The sequence below is a fragment of the Streptomyces sp. NPDC032721 genome (assembly GCF_055579625.1).
In genome coordinates this window covers 20,587-39,810 of sequence record NZ_JBVIMX010000027.1, presented here as the reverse complement: position 1 = coordinate 39,810, position 19,224 = coordinate 20,587, and the positions used below count along the sequence as shown (strand labels likewise).

19 protein-coding genes are annotated in these 19,224 nt (G+C 72.2%); 12 read left to right on the top strand and 7 right to left on the bottom strand.

What is annotated here, in order from left to right:
* Window positions 1-92: 92 nt before the first annotated feature.
* Together ACZ5PB_RS38455 and ACZ5PB_RS38450 are read right to left on the bottom strand one after the other, a co-directional pair.
* Window positions 93-1,103, bottom strand: coding sequence for a Gfo/Idh/MocA family protein (locus tag ACZ5PB_RS38455; RefSeq protein WP_468697818.1), 1,011 nt, complete (start codon window positions 1,101-1,103; stop codon window positions 93-95).
* 92 nt (window positions 1,104-1,195) lie between these two features.
* Complete coding sequence (locus ACZ5PB_RS38450; RefSeq protein ID WP_468697816.1) at window positions 1,196-2,323, bottom strand: LacI family DNA-binding transcriptional regulator; 1,128 nt, start codon at window positions 2,321-2,323, stop codon at window positions 1,196-1,198.
* A 240-nt stretch (window positions 2,324-2,563) separates the two neighbouring features.
* On the opposite strand from ACZ5PB_RS38450, the gene ACZ5PB_RS38445 reads away from it, so the two are divergent.
* From ACZ5PB_RS38445 to ACZ5PB_RS38410, 8 genes are all read left to right on the top strand, one after another.
* Entirely contained in the window at window positions 2,564-3,874 is a 1,311-nt protein-coding gene (locus tag ACZ5PB_RS38445) for an ABC transporter substrate-binding protein (protein ID WP_468697815.1), read from the top strand.
* The gene (locus ACZ5PB_RS38440) at window positions 3,874-4,917 is read left to right on the top strand and encodes a carbohydrate ABC transporter permease (RefSeq protein WP_468697814.1); all 1,044 of its coding nucleotides are present in this window, start codon (window positions 3,874-3,876) and stop codon (window positions 4,915-4,917) included. The genes ACZ5PB_RS38445 and ACZ5PB_RS38440 overlap by 1 nt, the downstream gene beginning before the upstream one ends.
* Before the next feature lie 3 nt (window positions 4,918-4,920).
* Entirely contained in the window at window positions 4,921-5,823 is a 903-nt protein-coding gene (locus tag ACZ5PB_RS38435; RefSeq protein WP_468697813.1) for a carbohydrate ABC transporter permease, read from the top strand.
* Window positions 5,824-5,929: 106 nt separating this feature from the next.
* Window positions 5,930-6,475, top strand: a complete 546-nt coding sequence (locus tag ACZ5PB_RS38430; RefSeq protein WP_468697812.1) for a gamma carbonic anhydrase family protein — start codon at window positions 5,930-5,932, stop codon at window positions 6,473-6,475.
* A 182-nt stretch (window positions 6,476-6,657) separates the two neighbouring features.
* Entirely contained in the window at window positions 6,658-6,888 is a 231-nt protein-coding gene (locus ACZ5PB_RS38425) for a hypothetical protein (RefSeq protein WP_468697811.1), read from the top strand.
* Between the two features lie 278 nt (window positions 6,889-7,166).
* Window positions 7,167-7,880, top strand: coding sequence for an acyltransferase (locus ACZ5PB_RS38420; protein WP_468697903.1), 714 nt, complete (start codon window positions 7,167-7,169; stop codon window positions 7,878-7,880).
* Window positions 7,881-7,983: 103 nt separating this feature from the next.
* Window positions 7,984-8,556, top strand: a complete 573-nt coding sequence (locus ACZ5PB_RS38415; protein ID WP_468697809.1) for an XRE family transcriptional regulator — start codon at window positions 7,984-7,986, stop codon at window positions 8,554-8,556.
* 77 nt (window positions 8,557-8,633) lie between these two features.
* Window positions 8,634-9,347 carry a hypothetical protein gene (locus ACZ5PB_RS38410; protein ID WP_468697808.1) on the top strand — a complete coding sequence of 238 codons (714 nt, stop codon included), beginning with the start codon at window positions 8,634-8,636 and terminating at the stop codon, window positions 9,345-9,347.
* A gap of 21 nt (window positions 9,348-9,368) precedes the next feature.
* On the opposite strand, the gene ACZ5PB_RS38405 is transcribed toward ACZ5PB_RS38410, so the two are convergent.
* Window positions 9,369-9,776, bottom strand: coding sequence for a CoA-binding protein (locus tag ACZ5PB_RS38405; protein ID WP_468697807.1), 408 nt, complete (start codon window positions 9,774-9,776; stop codon window positions 9,369-9,371).
* A gap of 92 nt (window positions 9,777-9,868) precedes the next feature.
* Here ACZ5PB_RS38405 and ACZ5PB_RS38400 point away from each other — a divergent pair, with 92 nt between their 5' ends.
* From ACZ5PB_RS38400 to ACZ5PB_RS38390, 3 genes are all read left to right on the top strand, one after another.
* Entirely contained in the window at window positions 9,869-10,495 is a 627-nt protein-coding gene (locus ACZ5PB_RS38400) for a YigZ family protein (protein ID WP_468697805.1), read from the top strand.
* Between the two features lie 69 nt (window positions 10,496-10,564).
* Window positions 10,565-11,734, top strand: a complete 1,170-nt coding sequence (locus tag ACZ5PB_RS38395) for an exonuclease SbcCD subunit D (RefSeq protein ID WP_468697804.1) — start codon at window positions 10,565-10,567, stop codon at window positions 11,732-11,734.
* Window positions 11,731-14,724 carry an AAA family ATPase gene (locus ACZ5PB_RS38390; protein ID WP_468697802.1) on the top strand — a complete coding sequence of 998 codons (2,994 nt, stop codon included), beginning with the start codon at window positions 11,731-11,733 and terminating at the stop codon, window positions 14,722-14,724. Before ACZ5PB_RS38395 ends, ACZ5PB_RS38390 begins: the two co-directional genes overlap by 4 nt.
* A gap of 28 nt (window positions 14,725-14,752) precedes the next feature.
* On the opposite strand, the gene ACZ5PB_RS38385 is transcribed toward ACZ5PB_RS38390, so the two are convergent.
* Window positions 14,753-15,202: an Lrp/AsnC family transcriptional regulator gene (locus tag ACZ5PB_RS38385; RefSeq protein ID WP_468697801.1), complete on the bottom strand. Its 450-nt coding sequence runs from the start codon at window positions 15,200-15,202 to the stop codon at window positions 14,753-14,755.
* 93 nt (window positions 15,203-15,295) lie between these two features.
* Here ACZ5PB_RS38385 and ACZ5PB_RS38380 point away from each other — a divergent pair, with 93 nt between their 5' ends.
* Entirely contained in the window at window positions 15,296-15,835 is a 540-nt protein-coding gene (locus ACZ5PB_RS38380) for a rhodanese-like domain-containing protein (RefSeq protein WP_468697800.1), read from the top strand.
* Between the two features lie 35 nt (window positions 15,836-15,870).
* On the opposite strand, the gene ACZ5PB_RS38375 is transcribed toward ACZ5PB_RS38380, so the two are convergent.
* The 3 genes from ACZ5PB_RS38375 to ACZ5PB_RS38365 all read right to left on the bottom strand — a co-directional run bounded on the left by ACZ5PB_RS38375 (window position 15,871) and on the right by ACZ5PB_RS38365 (window position 19,168).
* The gene (locus ACZ5PB_RS38375; protein ID WP_468697799.1) at window positions 15,871-16,761 is read right to left on the bottom strand and encodes an ATP-grasp domain-containing protein; all 891 of its coding nucleotides are present in this window, start codon (window positions 16,759-16,761) and stop codon (window positions 15,871-15,873) included.
* 176 nt (window positions 16,762-16,937) lie between these two features.
* A complete protein-coding gene (locus ACZ5PB_RS38370) occupies window positions 16,938-18,620 on the bottom strand; it encodes a DUF885 domain-containing protein (RefSeq protein WP_468697798.1) in 1,683 nt (560 codons plus the stop codon).
* 68 nt (window positions 18,621-18,688) lie between these two features.
* Window positions 18,689-19,168 (bottom strand): Lrp/AsnC family transcriptional regulator, encoded by a 480-nt coding sequence (locus ACZ5PB_RS38365; protein ID WP_468697797.1) that lies wholly within the window; start codon window positions 19,166-19,168, stop codon window positions 18,689-18,691.
* Between the last annotated feature and the right edge of the window lie 56 nt (window positions 19,169-19,224).

The following is a 19,224-nucleotide window of genomic DNA, read 5'->3' as shown; positions in this document are numbered from 1 at the left end:
CGCGCACCTGGTGACGGGGGCGTCGTCGTCCGGCGGAGGCGTCGTCCGCCGGACGGGTGCGCCGTCGTCACCTCTCAGGCGTGCGTCACCCCTCAGGCGTGCGCCACCTCTTGTACGGTGCCGGTGGCCGCCGACGCGTACGCCGCGAGGACCGTGGCCACGACGTCCCGGCCGGTGCGCGCGGTGACGGCGGGCGGGCGTTCGCCCCGTACCGTCGCCGTGAAGTCGCGGAGCTGCTCGCCGAAGGCGAACGCCACGTCGTCGTCGACACCGGCGGGCGCGCGCAGTTCGCGGGGCTCGCCCGCGCCGGTGGTCAGCCACAGCCCCTCGGCCTTGGAGGCGCGCAACGTGCCCCGCTCGCCGGTGACCTCGAACTCGTCCAGGTCGGACAGCGCCCCGGCCGTCACGGACACCGTGGCCCGGATGCCGCCCGCCAGCTCCAGGTGCAGCAGGCCCTCCGTCTCCACGGGGACGTCCCGGTGGACGGTCCTGGCGGCCACCCGCAGCGGGCGGGCACCGGTGATCCAGGTGACCCGGTCGACGCAGTGCGCGCCGATGTTCATCACGGCGCCGCCGCCCGCGAGTTCCGGGTCGAAGAACCAGGCGGGGCGGTGTCCCGGCCGGTAGTCGGTGGCCCGGCGGTCGACGACCGCCACCGGGGTGCCGATCAGCCCTTCGCGCACCGCCCGGTGCGCGGCCGCGGTCAGCGGCAGATAGTGCTGTATGTGGCCGAGGAAGAGGGCAACTCCCTTGTCCTCGAAGGCGGCCGCGACCGTGTCGCAGTCCTCCAGGCTGGTCGCCATGGGCTTTTCCAGGAGTACGGGGACGCCCGCGCGGGCCGCCGCGAGCGCCGGCTCCACGTGCAGGGCGTGCGGGGTGCACACCACGAGCGCGTCGACCAGGCCCTCGTCCAGCATCTGCGCGTACCCGTCGGTGGTCTTGGCGCCCGTGAGGTCCGCGAGCGAACGGGCGCGGGACTCCACGACGTCGTGGACGGCGGTGATCCGGGCCTCGCCGGGCATCGCGAGTGCGGCCCCGGCGTGCAGGAGGGCGGCGCCGCCCGCCCCGACGAGTCCGAGCCGTACGGCACCTGTGGGGGGCACTGCTGAGGGCATGACTACCTCGCTGGTCCGGGGAGCTGAGCCCTCACCCTCCACAATTCAATCCGCAAATACAACCCATCCAAAGGAATGAATCAGTGGGCGATGGTGGACTCCGAGGCGGCGAGCGGCCCCGTCGAGTCCCGCACCACGAGCCGGGGCACCACCAGCTGCTGCACCACGGGAGCCGACGGGTTCTCGATCCGGCGCAGCAGGGTGTGCGCCGCGAGCCGTCCGACCTCGGCCTTGGCGGGGGAGACCGCGGTCAGCGGCACCTCCGAGAGCTCGGCCACCTCGTCGTCGTACCCGACCAGGGAGAGGTCCCCGGGCACGGAGAGGCCGCGCCGTCTGGCGGCCGAGACCAGCAGGGCCGCCTCCCGGTCCGCGAAGCAGACCACCGCGGTGGCACCGGCGGCGAGCAGCTCGTCGAGGAAGGCGTCGGCGTCGGGCAGGTCCCAGCGGGCCCGTCCCGCGTGCGGGGCGCCGGCCGGGTCGAGCCCCGAGTCGGTCAGTGCCGTACGGAACCCGGCGGCGACAGCGTCCGCGGTGAACGGGCTGTGCCGCTGGAGGTAGCCGATCCTGGTGTGGCCGAGCGAGACCAGGTGGCGGACGGCGACGTACGCCCCGGCGGAGTGGTTCGAGCAGACGAACTCGTGGTGGTCGGCGGGGGTGGTGAAGCGGCGCTCGACCATCACCACCGGCACACCGAGCGCCCGGACTGCGTCGTGCTGGAGCATCGGGTCGGCGCCCGGCTCCAGCTCGGGCACCAGCAGCAGCCCGGTCGCCCCAGCCGCGAGCATCCCCGCCACCGCGGAGCGCTCCCGGGCCGCGTCGTAACCCGTGCTGCGGATCATCATCTGGGCGCCGCCACGGGTCAGTTCGGCCTCGATCGACGCGATGATCCGGGGGTAGTAGTACGTCATCGAGGGCACGCAGATGCCCACCACGGGCCCCGGCCCCGACTCCCCGGCGGCAGCGCTCGTGGCCGCCTCGTCCGCGATGTACGTGCCCGAGCCCTGGCGGCGGTAGACGAGTCCGTCGGCCACCAGCAGATCGACCGCCCTGCGCACGGTGTTGAGGCTGACGCCCTGCTCCTTGGCGAGCTGCTGCTCGGTGGGCAGGCGGCCGTCGGGCCAGCGCAGTTCGGCGACGCCGCGGCGCAGCTCCTCGGCCAGCCGCCGGAACTTCTCCCCGCGCGCTGCGGGGGGCTGGGGGACGGACATCGAGCCTCCAAAGGAACGTCGGGTGCGGCTGCTGGGGCGACCGCGAGTGGCCGCGACGGTGCTCGCGAGAGTAGCGCGGGGCGCATTCAAAGGAATGTATCGAGCCGGTAACGGAAAATTCATTCGTACGAATGTCTTGACCTCGGTACGGCGGCGGCAACAGACTCCGGGCATTCCTTCCTTCCCCAGCTCGTCCTCCTTCGGCGCCTGACGCATGCGCCCGAGAACGGTGGTGTCCCCATGAGACTTCGTACCACGACCAAGAGCACGGCCCTGATCGCCGTAGCGGCTCTGGCCATGACCCTCACGGCCTGCGGTGGCAGCGTCACCGGCAGCGGCGGCGACTCCAAGGAGTTCACGTACTGGTCGATGTACAAGGAGGACGAGCCCCGCGCGAAGATCATCAAGGATGCGGTCGCCGCCTTCACCAAGGAGACCGGCATCAAGGTGTCGCTGGTCTTCCAGGGCCGTGAGGTGCTGAACAAGCTCCAGCCGACCCTGGTCGGCGGCAACGTGGCGGCCGACCTGGTCGACCAGAGCCAGTTCAAGATCCGCGACACCCTCGCCGCGACCGGCAACGCCCGCGACCTGTCGGGGGTGTACGACGCGAAGATCACCGGCGAGAGCGCGACCGTCGGCGAGACCGTGCCGAAGGCGTACCAGGACCTGGTCAAGGACAAGGACGGGCAGACCTATCTGATCCCCACCAACGTCCAGACCTGGCAGGTCTTCTACGACAAGAAGCAGCTCCCGGACGTCGCGGCGAAACCCCCGCGCACCTTCGACGAGTTCGTGGCCCTCCTCGACAGGCGCAAGCAGGCCGGAAAGGCCCCGCTCGCCCTGGACGGCGACATCCTCACCTACGTCGACCAGTGGGTCTCCACCCTGATGATCCGCGAACTCGGCGCGGGCAACTGGAAGAAGGTCCTGGAGGACCGGTCGGGCGCCGGATTCGACAAGCCCGAGGTGCTGAACGCCGCCCGGAACGCCGAGAAGATCGGCAAGGGCAAGTACTTCGTGGACGGCTGGGACGCCAGCAAGTTCCCCGCCATCCAGCAGAAGTGGGCGCAGAACAAGGCCGACTTCCTCTACATGGGCACCTGGGGCCCGTCCGAGACCGGCGAGATCGCGGGCAAGGACTTCGAGTACGGCTCCTTCCCGTTCCCGAGGACGGCGGCCGGGCACGACTCGGAGCAGGCCAGCCTCTACGGCTACGGCATCCCCAAGAAGGCGCGGAACGGCGGCGCCGCCGAGAAGTTCATCCAGTTCTTCCTCGGCAAAAAGTGGATGGACCGCCTCGCCGCCGAGGAGAAGTCCCTCACCGTCCGCGCGGACGTCCCCGCCGTCAAGGACCTCCAGGGCTCGCAGCAGGCACTCAAGGACGCGGGCGCCATCCATGTCTCGCAGGACGGTGCCGAAGGCATGTCGGACTGGGAGACCAAGATCGCCCAGCCGCTCAGCAAGAAGCTGGTCTCCGGGCGGATCAGCGCCACCGACTACGTCGCCGAACTGAAGAAGAGCACCGTCAACTGGTGGAAGGCCAACGGCTGATGAGCACCGCTCCCGCCGGGACCCGGCCGACCGGAACGGCGGCGTCCACCGCGCCGCCCCGGACCCCGGGCACCTCGGCAGCCCCGAACCCGGCAGCCCCGGACGGCGTACGCGACGCAACGAAGAACAGGGACAGGAAGGAGGACGAGACGGCCAGCCCCCTCCAGCGGGCCCGCCGCAAGCTGTTCGTGCCGTTCGTCGGCCCGGCGATGTTCCTCTACGTCCTGGCGATCGTCCTGCCCACCGGCTTCACCCTCGTCCTGTCCTTCGCCAAGTGGGCGGGGTCGGGGCCCATCGAGTGGGTGGGCTTCGCCAACTACCGGCGCCTCTGGTACGACGACGTCTTCGCTTCCTCCTTCGGCAACACCCTCCTCATCCTCTTCGGCGTCGGCTTCTTCACCTTCCTGCTCAGCTTCTTCTTCACCACGGTGCTGCGCGAGATGGCCGGCCGGAAGTTCGTCCGCGCGGTGATCTTCTTCCCCAACGCCGTGTCCGCACTGGCGATTTCGATCCTCTGGGGCTTCCTCTTCCAGGCGGACGGCCTGATCAACAAGGTCATGTCGGCCGTCGGCGTGGACACCCCGCCGCGCTGGCTCGCCGACGACAACCTCTTCTACGTCATCTGCATCGGCCTGGTCTGGATCAACACCGGCTTCTACACGACCATCCTGATGGCCGCCGTGGACCGCATCCCGGTCACCCTCTACGAGGCTGCGGACCTCGAAGGCGCCAACGCCTGGCAGAAGTTCCGGCACGTCACCCTGCCGATGATGTGGGACGCGGTCGCCGTCAGCGCCACCCTCTGGGTGATCAGCGCGATCAAGATCTTCGAGTTCGTGTACGTCTTCGCGGGCGCCGCCGGATCCACCCCCACCACCAAGTCCTGGACGCTGTCCCTGTACGCCTTCGCCGAGGCCTTCCAGCCGACCGGCGTGGCCAGGTTCGGCGCCTCCGCCGCGGCGACGGTCGTGACGCTCGTACTGATCGTCCTCCTGATCGTGCTGACCCAGCGGGTCACGCGTCGAGAGTCCCTGGAGTTCTGACCCATGGCCAACCCCGCACTGCCCCGCCCCGTGCCGAGCCCCGCGCCCGCCTCCACTCCCACCCCGCGCCGGAAGCGCTCCCGGCCGCGCACCGGACACGTCGTGTACACCTTCGTCTGGGCGATGGTCGCCTTCGACCTGCTGGTCCTGGCGTGGATGGCGCTGTCGTCGGTCAAGACCGCCCGGGAGATCTTCGCGGCGCCGTTCGGGCTGCCGGAGAGCTGGCAGCTGGAGAACTGGGCCCGCGCCTGGGAGGTCGGCGACTTCGGCCCCGCCATCCTCCGTACGCTCCTGGTGGTCGCGGCCACCGCCGTGGGAACGGTGGCCGTCGCGGCTCCGGCGGCGTACGCGCTGAGCAGGTTCGGCGCCCGCTCGGCGGCCCCGATGACCTCGTTCATCGCGATGGGGCTGGGCATCCCGGTGCAGGCGATCATGCTGCCGCTGTTCGTGGCGATGTCGCAGATCGGCCTGGTCAACAGCCTGGGCGGGCTGATCCTCGTCTACATCGCGACCTCGGTCCCCTTCGCGGTCTTCTTCCTCACCGCGTTCTTCCGCAGCCTGTCGGCGGAACTGGAGGAGGCGGCGGCCCTCGACGGGGCGACCCCGTGGCGGACGTTCTGGCGGATCATGCTGCCGCTGGCCCGCTCGGGCATCGTCACCCTGGTCATCCTCAACGTCATCGGCCACTGGAGCGAGGGCATGCTCGCGCTGATCTTCCTCCAGGACCCGCAGCAGCAGACGCTCTCGCTCGCGCTCCTCGGCTTCATGTCGCGCGTGCAGTTCAGCGGCGCGGACTGGGGCGGCCTGTTCGCCGCGATCGGCCTGGTCGTACTGCCGCTGCTCCTGGTCTACATATGGCTGGGCCGGCGGATCATCGAGGGCATGACGCTCGGCAGCGGCAAGTGACTCCTCGCGGCGCCACCCCGCCCCCGCAGACCGGCGGAGGGTCGTCTACCGTGCCCGGCAGGACAGCGGCGCGGCAGCGATCCGAGTACGCACGAAGGAGTACGTCATGGCAGAAACAGCAGGTCGGCCCTTGATCATGGGCGTCGGCGGCAAGACGCCGCAGCTCGCCCCCGACGCCTTCGCCGCCCCCACCTCCGTGGTCGTCGGCGAAGTGACCATGGCCGAGGGCGCCAGCGTCTGGTACCACGCGGTGCTGCGCGCCGACTGCGGGCCGATCGTCCTGGGCGCCGACTCCAACATCCAGGACAACTGCACCGTGCACGTCGACCCCGGCTTCCCGGTCACCGTCGGCGAGCGGGTCTCGGTCGGCCACAACGCCGTGCTGCACGGCTGCACCGTCGAGGACGACGTACTGGTCGGCATGGGCGCCACCGTCCTCAACGGCGCGGTCATCGGCGCCGGTTCCCTCGTCGCCGCGCAGGCACTCGTCCCGCAGGGCATGCGGGTCCCGCCGGGCTCGCTGGTCGCGGGCGTCCCCGCGAAGGTGCGGCGCGAGCTCACCGAGGAGGAGCGCGAGGGCATCAAGGTCAACGCGCTGATGTACCGCGACCTGGCCGCACAGCACGCCGAAGCGGTCCGCGCCCACGGCTGACGCCCGCCGTACTCCGCCGCCGCCCCGCCCCGCAGCACACATCCGCCGGACCCGCCACCCGGGCTGCTGCACCTGCCCGTGCCGTGGATCCGAATGGACGTAACCCGGTCAGCCCTGTGGTTCGGCGGATCGCACGCGGTATGCCTACTTTCGACCCATTCCTCCTCGTACAGGAGACAGGCATGCGCAGCATAGTCGGACGTGCGGTGGCGGCTTCGGCCCTGGCCGTCATCGCTCTCGCACCCCTCGCCGGAACCGCATCGGCGAGCACGGTGGAACAGTCGGCCAAGTCGACGGCAGCGGCGGACCGCTGCTGGAAGCACCACGGTCACTGGTACTGCTCGGACTACCCGTGGCACCACCACCACGGCGGGGTCGACCTCGACGTGGGCCTGGGCCTGGATCTGCTCTGATCCCGGTCTGATTCACCGGTAAGTACGGAGGGCCGTACGGCGCATCGTCCCAGTGCGCCGCACGGCCCTCCGGTCGTGCCGCCGGGGTGGGGCGAAGATCACAGGAAGCGGCCCTGAACAGGTCGGCCGCCGCCGACTACCGTGTGCGGGTGCCGAAGAACAGAAACACGTTCTCATTCGCGGCCGGAATCGCCGGGATCGCCGGAGCCGCCAGGGCTGCCAGGGCCGCCAGGGCCGCCGGATCAGCCCGGTCCGCCGCCCGCGCGGTCCTCGACGATCTGTCGGGACTCCGCCGCCGGGCGACGACCCGCGCCGTCCAGGACGGCTGGCGGCTGATCCAGCAGGCCGGAGCGGTCAGCGCGGAGCGTCCCGGACGACTCCGGTTCGGCTCCATCGGACACGGCACAAAACTGGCCTTCCCGCAGGGCACCGTCTTCGGCGAGCGCTGGATCCACCTCGGCGACTACTGCATCGTCGGCGAGGGCGTCACGCTCACCGCGGGCATGATGCCGGACCTGGACCTCGGCCCCGACCCGATCCTCACCCTCGGCAACGGAGTCGTCCTCGGCCGGGGCAGCCACGTCATCGCCGACACGACCATCACCATCGGCAGTGACTGCTACTTCGGGCCGCACGTCTACGTGACGTCCACGAACCACAGTTACGACGACCCCGACGTGCCCATCGGCAAGCAGTGGCCGCGCACCGAGCCGGTGGAGATCGGCCCCGGCTGCTGGATCGGCACCGGAGCGGTGATCCTGCCGGGCGCCAGACTGGGCCGCAACGTCGTCGTCGCGGCGGGCGCGGTCGTACGGGGAGAGGTGCCCGACCACGCGGTGGTGGCGGGCGCGCCCGCCCGGATCGTACGCCGCTGGGACAAGGAGGACGGCTGGCAGCCGCCGCTGCGGACACCCGCCCCGGTGCCGATCCCGGCGGACATCACGCCCGAACAGCTCGTCGCACTGGCCGAGTTGGACCCCGGGACGTCCTGAGCCCAGCAGGCCGCACAGGGCCGCTCCGTACCGCTCCAGTAAAGTGAACCGGCCGTCCACCACAGTGGACGGCCCTCGTGGCCACTTCTGAGACGGGCGGAACGTGTCGGACCTCGACCAGCTCACGCAGTCGCTCGCCCGCAACCTCAAGCGCTGGCGGGGCGAGCGGGGCTTCACGCTCGACGCGCTGGCCACCCGCGCGGGCGTCAGCCGGGGCATGATCATCCAGATCGAGCAGGCCCGCACCAACCCCAGCGTCGGCACCACGGTCAAACTCGCCGACGCCCTGGGCATAAGCATCAGCACCCTCCTGGACTACGAACAGGACGCCCAGGTCCGGCTGATGACGTCGCAGCAGTCCGTACGGATGTGGTCCACCGAAGCGGGCAGCCACGCCACGCTCCTCGTCGGCACCGACCGGCGCGGACCGCTGGAACTGTGGAGCTGGCTCCTGATGCCCGGCGACGTCTGCACCTCCGACCCGCACCCCACCGGCAGCACGGAACTCCTGCGTGTCACGGCGGGCGAGCTGACCCTGGTCGTGGACGGCACCCCGTACCCGGTCGGCGCCGGAACCTCGGCCTCCTTCGTGGCGGACGTCGCGCATTCGTACCGCAACGACGGGGTGGATCCCGTGGAGATGACGATGGCGGTGTCGATCGCGCCGGTCCGCTGAGCTTGCTGAGCTTTACGATGGCGGTCGTCGAAAACGCAGCACGGAGCTGTTGAACAGTGCAGTTGAACGGGGGACCCGTGGACGAGAACACCCGCCCGGTGCCGCAGGGCACCCACCTGCCCGCGCAGACCCACGGCCACCCGCCGGCCGTCCCGGCCGGTCCGCCCTGGGGCCCGATGGACGACCACCTGCTCTACACCTGCGGCGTCGTCCACGACCTCACGCAGGGGCGCCTCGCCCACCGGCCGCCGCTGCCCACCACCTCGCGCCTCGCCCCCGGCGAACTCTCGCTGGCCGCGGGCCCGGCCGCCCGCTCCACCTACCGCCCGCTCGGCGACGGTTCGTACACCCAGACCAGCACCATGGCCATGGGCTCGACCGGGTTCGTCGTCGGCGCCCTGGCCGTCAACGCGATGGGCAACGCCTCACGGAGAAACCAGGCACAGGCCAACGCCCAGGCACGCTGGGTCCTGGAGGGCCACGGCGAGGTCACCGTCACCGACCGGCGCGCGATCTTCTCGCACCCGCAGACCTGGCTCGACCTCGGCTGGAACGGCCTGGCGACGATGGACCTGGCGGCCCCCGACACCTTCGAGTGCGCCTTCCACGACATCAACGGCAAGGGCTACACCACGGTCCGGCTGCACAGCCTGTGGGCCTCACTCATCTTCGTACTCGCGGCACACGCGGCCTTCCCCGCCCACCCGCGCCTGCTGTCGCACGGCTGGCTGCCCCCGGGCTTCGAGGCGCGGGCAGCCGCGTACGGACGGATGTGCCCGTCCGTACGCTAGGCGCTGCCGGCCCTCGCGGGCTCAGCCCAGCTTCGGGATCTCGATCGCGGGGCAGCGGTCCATGACCATGTCGACACCGGCGGCGCGGGTGCGCTCGTACGCCGCTTCGTCGATCACACCGAGCTGGAACCAGACCGCCTTGGCGCCCGCCGCGACCGCCTCGTCCGCGACCGCGCCCGCCAGGTCGCTGTTGACGAAGACGTCCACCACGTCGACCGGGAAGGGAACGTCGGCGAGCGAGGCGTAACCCTTCTCGCCGTGCACCTCCTCGGCCTTCGGGTGGACGGGCACGATCCGCTTGCCGAAGCGCTGGAGGACGGCGGCCACGCCGTACGCCGCACGGGCCTCGTTCGAGGAGAGGCCGACCACCGCCCAGGTGTCGCCGCTCTCGGTGAGGATCCTGCGGACGGTGTCCTGATCGCCGTACATGCCGTGCCTCCGGTGGGGCTCGCTGCGGGTGTCTGCCGGTGAGAACGCACCGGTGGGACGGGGGATTCCCGCTTCCGCATAGGGTGGGCGAAATGCAGGAGGAGTACCGGACCCTCGCCCAGGCGGGCGTGCACGAGGCCGAGATCAACCGATCGCGGTTCCTCTGCGCCCTCGCACCCGCCGCGACCGAGCAGGAGGCGCAGGACTTCGTCGCGCGCGTCCGCAAGGAGCACCCGACCGCCTCACACCACTGCTACGCGTACGTCGTCGGCGCCGACGCGGGCATCCAGAAGGCGAGCGACGACGGCGAACCGGGCGGTACGGCCGGGGTGCCGATGCTCCAGATGCTGATGCGGCGTGAGGTGCGTTACGTCGTCGCCGTCGTCACCCGCTACTACGGCGGGGTCAAACTCGGCGCGGGCGGACTGATCAGGGCGTACGGCGGAGTCGTCGGCGAAGCCCTGGACGAGCTCGGCACCCTCACCCGCCGGCGCTTCCGGCTGGCCACCGTGACGGTGGACCACCAGCGCGCGGGCAAGCTGGAGAACGACCTGCGGGCCACCGGACGGGCCGTGCGCGAGGTGCGCTACGCGGAGGCGGTGACCATCGAGATCGGGCTGCCGGAGTCCGACGTCGAGGACTTCCGCCGATGGCTCGCGGACGCGACGGCGGGCACCGCAGGATTCGAGCTCGGCGGCGAGGCGTACGGCGACGCCTGAGGTCAGGGGAAGGGTGGATTCCCCCGTTGCGGCCCGGGTTGTCGGACCCTCCCTTTACTCTCGTGAACCATGAGGCTTCTGCATACGTCCGACTGGCACCTGGGCCGGTCCTTCCACCGGGTCGCCCTGCTCGACGCCCAGGCCGCGTACCTGGACCACCTGGTCGCGACGGTGCGCGAGCGCGAGGTGGACGCCGTGCTGGTCGCCGGGGACGTGTACGACAGGGCGGTGCCGCCGCTCGCCGCCGTGGAGCTCTTCGACCGGGCACTGCACCGCCTCGCCGCCGAGGGCGTGCCCACGGTGATGATCTCCGGCAACCACGACTCGGCCCGCCGCCTCGGCGTGGGCGCGGGCCTCATCGAGCGGGCCGGAATCCACCTGCGTACGGACCCGGCGGGCTGCGCGACGCCCGTCGTGCTCGCCGACGACCACGGTGACGTGGCCTTCTACGGGCTGCCCTACCTGGAGCCCGCGCTCGTACGGGAGCAGCTGGGCGCAGCCAGGGCACGGCACGAGGACGTGCTGGCCGCCGCCATGGACCAGGTCCGCGCCGACCTCGCGGACCGTCCCGCTGGCACCCGCTCCGTCGTCCTGGCGCACGCCTTCGTCGCGGGCGGCACGCCCAGCGACAGCGAGCGCGACATCACCGTCGGGGGAGTGGCGGCCGTCCCCGCCGGGGTCTTCGACGGCGTCGACTACGTGGCCCTGGGCCATCTGCACGGCTCGCAGCGGGTCACCGAGCGGGTCCGCTACTCCGGATCCCCCCTCGCCTACTCCTTCTCCGAGGCCGACCACCGCAAGACCATGTGGCTGATCGACCTCGGGCCCGAGGGCCGTATCACCGCCGCCGAGCGGATCGACTGCCCGGTGCCCCGCCCGCTCGCCCGGCTGCGCGGACACCTCACCGACCTGCTCGACGACCCCGCCCTCGACCGGCACGAGAGCTCCTGGGTGGAGGCCACCCTCACCGACGCCCTTCGCCCCGACGACCCGATGGCCCGGCTCGCCGTCCGCTTCCCGCACGTCCTCAGCCTCGCCTTCGAACCCGAACGGGGACCGGACGAGCCCCAGGTCTCCTACGCCCAGCGGCTCAAGGGGCGCGACGACCAGCAGATCGCCGAGGACTTCGTGGCCCACGTGCGAGGCGGCTCCACCGCGAACGCCCTTGAGCGGGCCGTGCTGCGCGGCGCGTTCGACGACGTCCGCCTGGACGACACCGTCTCCGAGGTCGCCCGATGAGACTCCACAAGCTGCGGATCACCGCCTTCGGACCCTTCGGCGCCACCCAGGAAGTCGACTTCGACGCCCTGTCCTCCGCCGGACTCTTCCTGCTGCACGGGCCGACCGGCGCGGGCAAGACCTCCGTCCTGGACGCCGTCTGCTTCGCGCTGTACGGGTCGGTGCCCGGCGCCCGCGAGACCCGTGGCCTCACCCTGCGCAGCGACCACGCCGACCCCGAGGTCCGCACCGAGGTCGTGCTCGACCTCACCGTCGGCGGGCGGCGCCTGGAGATCACCCGGCAGCCCGCCCAGCAGCGCCCCAAGAAGCGCGGCAACGGCTTCACCACCGACAAGGCCCAGAGCTGGCTGAGCGAGTACGACGGGGAGAGCGGGGCGTGGCGGGCGCAGAGCCGCTCCCACCAGGAGATCGGCGAGGAGATCCTCCAGCTCGTCGGGATGAGCCGCGAGCAGTTCTGCCAGGTGGTGCTGCTCCCGCAGGGCGAGTTCGCCCGCTTCCTGCGCGCGGACGCCGAAGCCCGGGGAAAGCTCCTCGGCAAGCTCTTCGACACCCGCCGCTTCGCCGCCGTCGAGGACCGCCTCGCCGAACTGCGCCGCACCGCCGAGCAGCAGGTGAGGGCCGGTGACGAAAGGCTCCTCTCGCTCGCCGACCGGATGGCCGAGGCGGGCGGCGCGGCGGCGGCCGACTGGCCCGCCCCCGACCAGAAGCCGGGCGAGCCCGGACTGGCCGAGTCCGTCCTCGGCTGGGCGGCCGTCGCCCGCAGCGGCGCCCGCGAACGACGGGACATCGCGGCGGCGGCGGCCGCCACCGCCGAGAGCAGGCAGGCCGCCGCCCGCCGCGCCCTGGAGGAACAGCGCGAACTGGGCAGGCTCCAGGAGCGGTTCGCCGAGACCAGACGGCGGGCCGACGCCCTGGACGCGCGCCGCGAGGAGTTCGACCGGCTGTGCGCCCGCCAGGCCCTGGCCAGGGCCGCCGACCGGGTCGCCCCCGCACTCGCCGTGCGCACCACCGCCGAGAGCGCGCACCGCGCCGCACAGCGTGCCCACGAGAGCGCCAGGGCCCAGCTGCCGCCCGCCCTCGCCGACGCGGGCGCCGAGCAACTCGCCGAGCAGGAACGGCGGATGCGGCAGGAACTGGGCGGACTCGACTCCGCCCGCAGGGCCGAGCGGCGCAGCGCCCAGATCCGCACCGAGCGTGCCGACCTCGACCGGCAGGCCCGTGCCGACGACGACCTCCTCCAGGAGGCCGAGGAGTGGCTGGCCGGCTGGGACACCGTACGAAGGCAGCACCAGGAGCGGATCGACGCCGCTCAGGAGGCGGCCACCCGGGCGAGCCACCTGGAGTCCCAGCTCGAACCCGCCCGCGCCCGGCTGGACGCGGCGCGCCGCAGGGACGAACTGGAGCAGCGGGTCTCCGTGGGCGAGGACCGGCTGCGGGCCGCCCGCGACACCGCCGCCGACGCCCGCCAGCGCTGGCACGACCTGCGCGAGCGAAGGCTGAGCGGCATCGCCGCCGAGCTGGCCGCCGAACTGCGGGACGGCGAGGCCTGCAAGGTGTGCGGCGCCACCGGCCACCCGGCACCCGCCAGGCCCGGAGCGGGGCACGTCGACCGGGCATCCGAGCAGCAGGCGGAGTCCGAGTACGCCCGCGCCGAGGACGCACGGAGCCAGGTCGAAGCCACCCTGTCCCAGCTGCGCGAGACCCATGCGGCGGCCCGCGCCGAAGCCGGTGGCGCGACCGTCGCCGAACTGGACCGACTGGCCGGAGAACTGCGCCGCGAACACGCCCTGGCGCACGGCGGGGCCGCCGACACGCACGCCGCCCGCGAGGCCCTGGACCGGGCCGAGCGCGAGCACGCCCGGCGCGTCGACATCCAGCAGCAGGCCGAGCGGCGCAGCGCCGCCCGCACCTCGCGCCGGGAGGCCCTCGACGGCGAACTCGCCGTACTGGAAGAGGAGTTGCGGCGGGTACGGGGCGAGGCGGGCAGCGTCGCCGAGCAGGCCGGGCTGCTGGAGCGGCGGGTCGGCATCCTCGCGCACGCGGCTGCGGCGGTACGGGACCACGAGAGCTCCGCCGAGCAGCTCAAGACCGCCGACGACCGGCTCGCGGACGCCGCGTTCAAGGCCGGGTTCGCCACCCCGCAGGAAGCGGCGGACGCACTCCTGGACGACGTACGGCAGCGGGAGCTCCAGCACCGCATCGACGGCTTCCAGGCCGAACGGGCGGCGGTCGCCGAGCGGTTGCGGGAGACGGACGCGGCCGACGCAGCCGCACGGCCCGCCGCCGACCTTGAAGGGGCGCTCGCCGCCGTGGCCGCAGCCGACCGGCAGCAGCGCGACGCTGCCTCCGCCGACGACGCGGCACGCCGGCGGTGCGCGGCACTGGCCAGGCTCTCCCGGCAGGCCGAGGAGGAGACCCGGCTGCTCGGACCGCTTCGCGAGGAGTACGACCGGGTGGCCCGCCTCGCAGGACTCACCGCCGGAACCTCCGCCGACAACGAACGCAAGATGCGCCTGGAGGCCTACGTCCTGGCCGCCAGGCTCGAACAGGTCGCCGCCGCCGCGACCGCCAGGCTGCACCGCATGTCCCAGGGCCGCTACACCCTCGTCCACTCCGACGCCAGGGCCGGCGGGCGGCGCTCCGGGCTCGGGCTGCACGTCGTCGACGCCTGGACCGGGCGCGAGCGGGACACCGCGACGCTGTCCGGCGGCGAGACCTTCTTCGCCTCACTGGCGCTGGCGCTCGGCCTCGCCGACGTGGTGACGGATGAGGCGGGCGGGGTCCGCCTGGACACCCTCTTCATCGACGAGGGCTTCGGCAGCCTCGACGAACAGACCCTCGACGAGGTCATCGACGTACTGGACTCACTGCGCGAACGGGACCGCAGCGTCGGCATCGTCAGCCACGTCGGCGATCTGCGTCAGCGCATCGGCACCCGGCTTGAGGTGCTCAAGGGGCGGGACGGCTCGGCGGTCCGCCACCACCTGTGAGCCCTTCGTCCGCTGCCGCTGCCGCCGGTCACGACGGGCTGATCGCGCGGTGCGGCAGCGGCGAGGAGTAGACGACGCTGGTGGTGACCGAGCCGAGTGCCCCGATCCGCCCCGACACCTCTTCGAGGTGCTGCATCGAGCGGGCGGCGACCTTGAGCACGAAGCAGTCGTCGCCCGTGACGTGGTGCGCCTCCAGCACCTCGGAGGTCGCGTCGAGGAGGTCGTGGAACGGCTTGTAGTTGCCGTGCGGATACCGCAGCCGTACGAACGCCAGGATCGGCATGCCCAGCCGCTCGGGCTCGACCACGGCCGAGTACCCCGAGATCACCCCCGCCTCCTCCAGCCTGCGGACCCGCTCGGTCACCGCGCTCGACGACATCGAGACGGTACGCGCCAACTCGGCGAAGGTGGCGCGCCCTTCGCGCTGCAGGGCTTCCAGGATGCGCCAGTCGGTGGCGTCCGGTGAATATCCGGTCATGGAGACAGACAACAGGGGAATCACCGGCAGATCAAGAGAAGTGCCGGGGGAATCCACTTCAGCGAAATGATCATTGGTCATAGATTTCTGGCCATGACGAACACGACTTCCGCAGCCCCCGCACCTGCCGCTTCCACCGCCTTCGCCGGTGCCCCCGCCGCTGCCCCCGCCGTGAACTCCGTGCTGCGCGTCCCGCCCGCTTCCCCCGCAGCCGCCGCCGCGTACTTCGGTGCGAGCCTCGCCTTCCACGCCGATGTCTCCGACGTCGCCTCGGTGCTCGCCTCCGGCGAGGACCCCGGTTTCGTGGTGATCGACACCCGTTCCACCGAGTCCTGGGACCAGGGTCACGTCCCCGGCGCGCTGCACCTGCCCACGGCCCTGATCCCGGAGCAGGCCGAGCGGCTGCTCGACAAGAACGTCCCCGTGGTGACGTACTGCTGGGGCCCCGGCTGCAACGGAGCCACCCGCGCGGCCTTCGCCCTCGCCCAACTCGGCTACCAGGTCAAGGAGATGCTCGGCGGCATCGAGTACTGGATCCGCGAGGGCTTCGAGGTCGAGACCTGGGAAGGCCGTGAGAAGCGGGACGCGGACCCGCTGACCGCCCCGGTGGGCGCGGACGACTGCGGCTGCTGAACCCGCCGCCGAACCGGACACCCCGCGGAGGTACGTCAGACGGGCGGACCCGGCGGCCGGTCCGCAGCCCCCGCCAGTGCTTCGAAGAGCTTCTCCGCACCGGCACCCGCAGGCAGCCCGCTCACCTGCCCGTCGCCCACCTCCACCACCCGCCACTCCCCGTCGGCACGCAGCGCCAGATCGGTGGTCACCCAGCGGCAGCCGAGCGCCAGGACGGCCGGCCGCACCGCCGAAAGGTCCGGCTCCGGCAGCCGGCCGGGCGAGTCGGGATGCGCCGTGACCAGCACGGCATCCCCGTCCACCCACCACACCCGGGCCTCCCCTCCCGGTACGAAGTCCTCGAAGGCACGCACCACGAGCCCGCCCGCGAGGGAGTCCTCCTGAAGGGCGAAGAAGCGGCCCACCACGGCCGACAGCGCTGCCGCGTCCCCCAGCTCCGGTACGTAGCACGCCTCGTGCCACTCGTGCTTGCGGGACTTGACGAAGTCCTTCACCACTGCGGGCCCCGTACCGAGCGGTGCGACGAGAGCGGCAAGACCGGCGGCGTCGGGCGGCGTTCCGGGCGGCAGCTCCCGCCAGACGCTGCGCGGGGTGAGGTGTGCGAACTCCGCGTACCAGCCCGGCAGTTCATGCGCCTGCCGGTAGGCGTCCGGCCCGGTCAGCAGGGTGCAGCCGCGCTCTTCGAGGCCGCGCGCCAGGGCCTCGTACCGTACGGCGGGAATCATCCAGCCCCGGTACCAGTACGGGCCCGAGTCGCGCGGCACCCGGGCGAGTGCCGTCCCGATGTCCCCGGCGAGCAGGGCGTCGTGGTCGAGGAGCGCGACGGTGCCGCCCGCAGCGCGCGCGGCGGCGACCTCCCCGGCGAACGCGGGATCGGGGCGGCGCGGACCGAGCGGGTCCGCGCAGAAGAGCCAGCTCATGTGCATCCCAACCGGGGGAGGGGAGGAGGGAGAAGTGGTGGAGCGGTGGGGCGGTGCGGCGGGGGGGGGGGGAGGGGGGGGGGGGGGGGGGGGGGGGTGGTGGGGGGGGGGGGGGGGGGGGGGGGGGGGGTTGCCCCCCCCCCCCCCCCCCCGCCTCCCTGTCAGGAGGTGACGCCCGGGGGTCAGAGCTTCGACAGCTCGTCCACCAGGTCGTCCAGGCCGAGCGAACCCTGCGACAGCGCCGCCATGTGCCACGCCTTCAGGTCGAAGGAGTCGCCGTGCGCCTTGCGGGCGTTCTCCCGGCCGAGCAGCCAGGCGCGCTCGCCCAGCTTGTAGCCGATCGCCTGGGCGGGCATCGCCACGTAGCGGATGATCTCGCTCTCGACGAAGTCGGCCGGACGGCCGCTGTGCATGCCGAAGAACTCCTGCGCCAGCTCGACCGTCCACCGCTCGCCCGGGTGGAAGGGGGAGTCGGCCGGGATCTCCAGGCCCAGGTGCATGCCGATGTCGACGATGATGCGGGTGGAACGCATCATCTGCGCGTCCAGGTAGCCGATCCGGCGCTCCGCGTCCGGGAAGAAGCCGAGCTCGTCCATCAGGCGCTCCGCGTACAGGGCCCAGCCCTCGGCGTTCGCGCTGACCCCGCCGACCGAGGCCTGGTACCGGGACAACTGGTCGGCGACGTGGGTCCACTGGGCGAGCTGGAGGTGGTGGCCGGGCACGCCCTCGTGGTACCAGGTCGACACCAGGTCGTACACCGGGAACCGGGTCTCGCCCATCGTCGGCAGCCAGGTGATGCCGGGGCGGGAGAAGTCCTCGGACGGGGCCGTGTAGTACGGGGCGGCCGCGCCGCCGGGCGGGGCGATGCGCGACTCCACCCTGCGGACCCGCTCGGCGAGTTCGAAGTGGGTGCCGTCCAGCGCCTCGACGGCCTCGTCCATCACGGACTGGAGCCAGACGCGGACCTCTTCGACGCCCTCGATGTGCTTGCCGTGGACATCGAGGTGGGCGAGCGCCTCCCACGGGGTGGCTGCGCCCGGAAGGATCTTCTCCGCCTCGACCTTCATCTCGGCGAGCAGCCGGTGGTACTCGGCCCAGCCGTACGCGTACGCCTCGTCGAGATCCAGGTCGGTGCCGTTGAACGCACGCGACCACAGTGCGTACCGCTCACGGCCCACGGCGTCGGGCGCGTCCTTGACCGCGGGGACGTACACGTCGCGCATCCAGTCGCGCAGTGCCGCCACGGACGCTGTCGCCGCACCGGCCGCCTCGTCCAGCTCCTCGCGCAGCGCCTGCGGGCCCGGGGTCACCAGGTCGTCGAACCAGCCGTGCCCGTCGCCCGCCCAGTCGGTGAGCTGCCCGACGAACGTCGTGGTCGGACGCGGGCTGCCCAGCAGGCCCCGCTCCAGGCCGAGTTCCAGCGACTGCCGGTAGCCCTCCAGGGCGGCGGGCACACCGCGCAGCCGCTCGGCGAGGTCGGCCCAGTCCTCCTCGGTCTCGGTCGGGGCCAGGGTGAAGATCTCCCGCACGGCGTGGGCGGGGCCGTGGATGTTGCTGACCATGCGCAGGTCCTCCTGCGCGGCGTGCACGGCCAGCTCGGCGGTCAGCCGCTCGCGCAGCAGCCGCCCGCAGCGCCGCTCTGCCTCGCTGTCGGCACCGGGCTGCCGCTCCGACTCATCCAGTACGGCGAGGGTGTGGCGGGCCAGCTCCGCGACGGCCTGCCGCCCCTCGGGGGAGAAGTCGGGGAGCGAGCGGGCGCTCTCCTTCACCCCGAGCTGGGTGCCGAGGATCGGGTCGAGGGCGACAAGGGCGTCGACGTAGGCGTCGGCGACCTCGCGGGGCAGGGGCACGTTGATGTCTGACATGCGGACATCCTCGTACGAGAAGGGGGCCCGCGTCACCAGTGTGAGGGGCCAAGGACCTGACATCGGTCTCAGGGCGCCGACGGCGGCAGTAGAGGCCCGCACTCCCACTGCTGGAAGATCAGCCGCGTCTCCACCCGGGCGACCTCCCGCCGCGAGGTGAACTCGTCCAGCACGAGACGCTGCAGATCGGCGGTGTCCTTCACCGCGACCTGCACCAGGTAGTCGTCCGGGCCCGTGAGGTGGAACAGCGCCCGCGACTCCGGCAGCGCCCGGATCCGGTCGACGAACGGACCGATCAATTCCCGCCGGTGCGGCCGCACCTGTACGGACAGCAGCGCTTCGAGCCCGCGCCCCAGACGCGCCGGGTCCAGCCGCAGCTGATGGCCGAGGATCACCCCTGAGCGGCGCAGTCTGTTCACCCGGTCCAGGCAGGTGGAAGGGGCCACACCGACCTCGGCGGCGAGGTCGCGGTACGTCGTCCGGGCGTCGTTCTGCAGCAGCCGCAGAATGTGCAGGTCGACCGTGTCCAATGCGACGGAATCAGCCATCTGCCGAACGTAGCACGGGTGTTCGCCGCATCGGCCCGCCGGATGTTCAGACTCCT

Coding starts and splice junctions, on each gene's coding strand:
- ACZ5PB_RS38450 (WP_468697816.1), bottom strand. CDS start 2,323: ATGTCCGTCCCCCAGCCCCCCGCAGCGCGCGGGGAGAAGTTCCGGCGG.
- ACZ5PB_RS38445 (WP_468697815.1), top strand. CDS start 2,564: ATGAGACTTCGTACCACGACCAAGAGCACGGCCCTGATCGCCGTAGCG.
- ACZ5PB_RS38440 (WP_468697814.1), top strand. CDS start 3,874: ATGAGCACCGCTCCCGCCGGGACCCGGCCGACCGGAACGGCGGCGTCC.
- ACZ5PB_RS38435 (WP_468697813.1), top strand. CDS start 4,921: ATGGCCAACCCCGCACTGCCCCGCCCCGTGCCGAGCCCCGCGCCCGCC.
- ACZ5PB_RS38430 (WP_468697812.1), top strand. CDS start 5,930: ATGGCAGAAACAGCAGGTCGGCCCTTGATCATGGGCGTCGGCGGCAAG.
- ACZ5PB_RS38425 (WP_468697811.1), top strand. CDS start 6,658: ATGCGCAGCATAGTCGGACGTGCGGTGGCGGCTTCGGCCCTGGCCGTC.
- ACZ5PB_RS38405 (WP_468697807.1), bottom strand. CDS start 9,776: ATGTACGGCGATCAGGACACCGTCCGCAGGATCCTCACCGAGAGCGGC.
- ACZ5PB_RS38400 (WP_468697805.1), top strand. CDS start 9,869: ATGCAGGAGGAGTACCGGACCCTCGCCCAGGCGGGCGTGCACGAGGCC.
- ACZ5PB_RS38395 (WP_468697804.1), top strand. CDS start 10,565: ATGAGGCTTCTGCATACGTCCGACTGGCACCTGGGCCGGTCCTTCCAC.
- ACZ5PB_RS38390 (WP_468697802.1), top strand. CDS start 11,731: ATGAGACTCCACAAGCTGCGGATCACCGCCTTCGGACCCTTCGGCGCC.
- ACZ5PB_RS38385 (WP_468697801.1), bottom strand. CDS start 15,202: ATGACCGGATATTCACCGGACGCCACCGACTGGCGCATCCTGGAAGCC.
- ACZ5PB_RS38380 (WP_468697800.1), top strand. CDS start 15,296: ATGACGAACACGACTTCCGCAGCCCCCGCACCTGCCGCTTCCACCGCC.
- ACZ5PB_RS38375 (WP_468697799.1), bottom strand. CDS start 16,761: ATGCACATGAGCTGGCTCTTCTGCGCGGACCCGCTCGGTCCGCGCCGC.
- ACZ5PB_RS38370 (WP_468697798.1), bottom strand. CDS start 18,620: ATGTCAGACATCAACGTGCCCCTGCCCCGCGAGGTCGCCGACGCCTAC.
- ACZ5PB_RS38365 (WP_468697797.1), bottom strand. CDS start 19,168: ATGGCTGATTCCGTCGCATTGGACACGGTCGACCTGCACATTCTGCGG.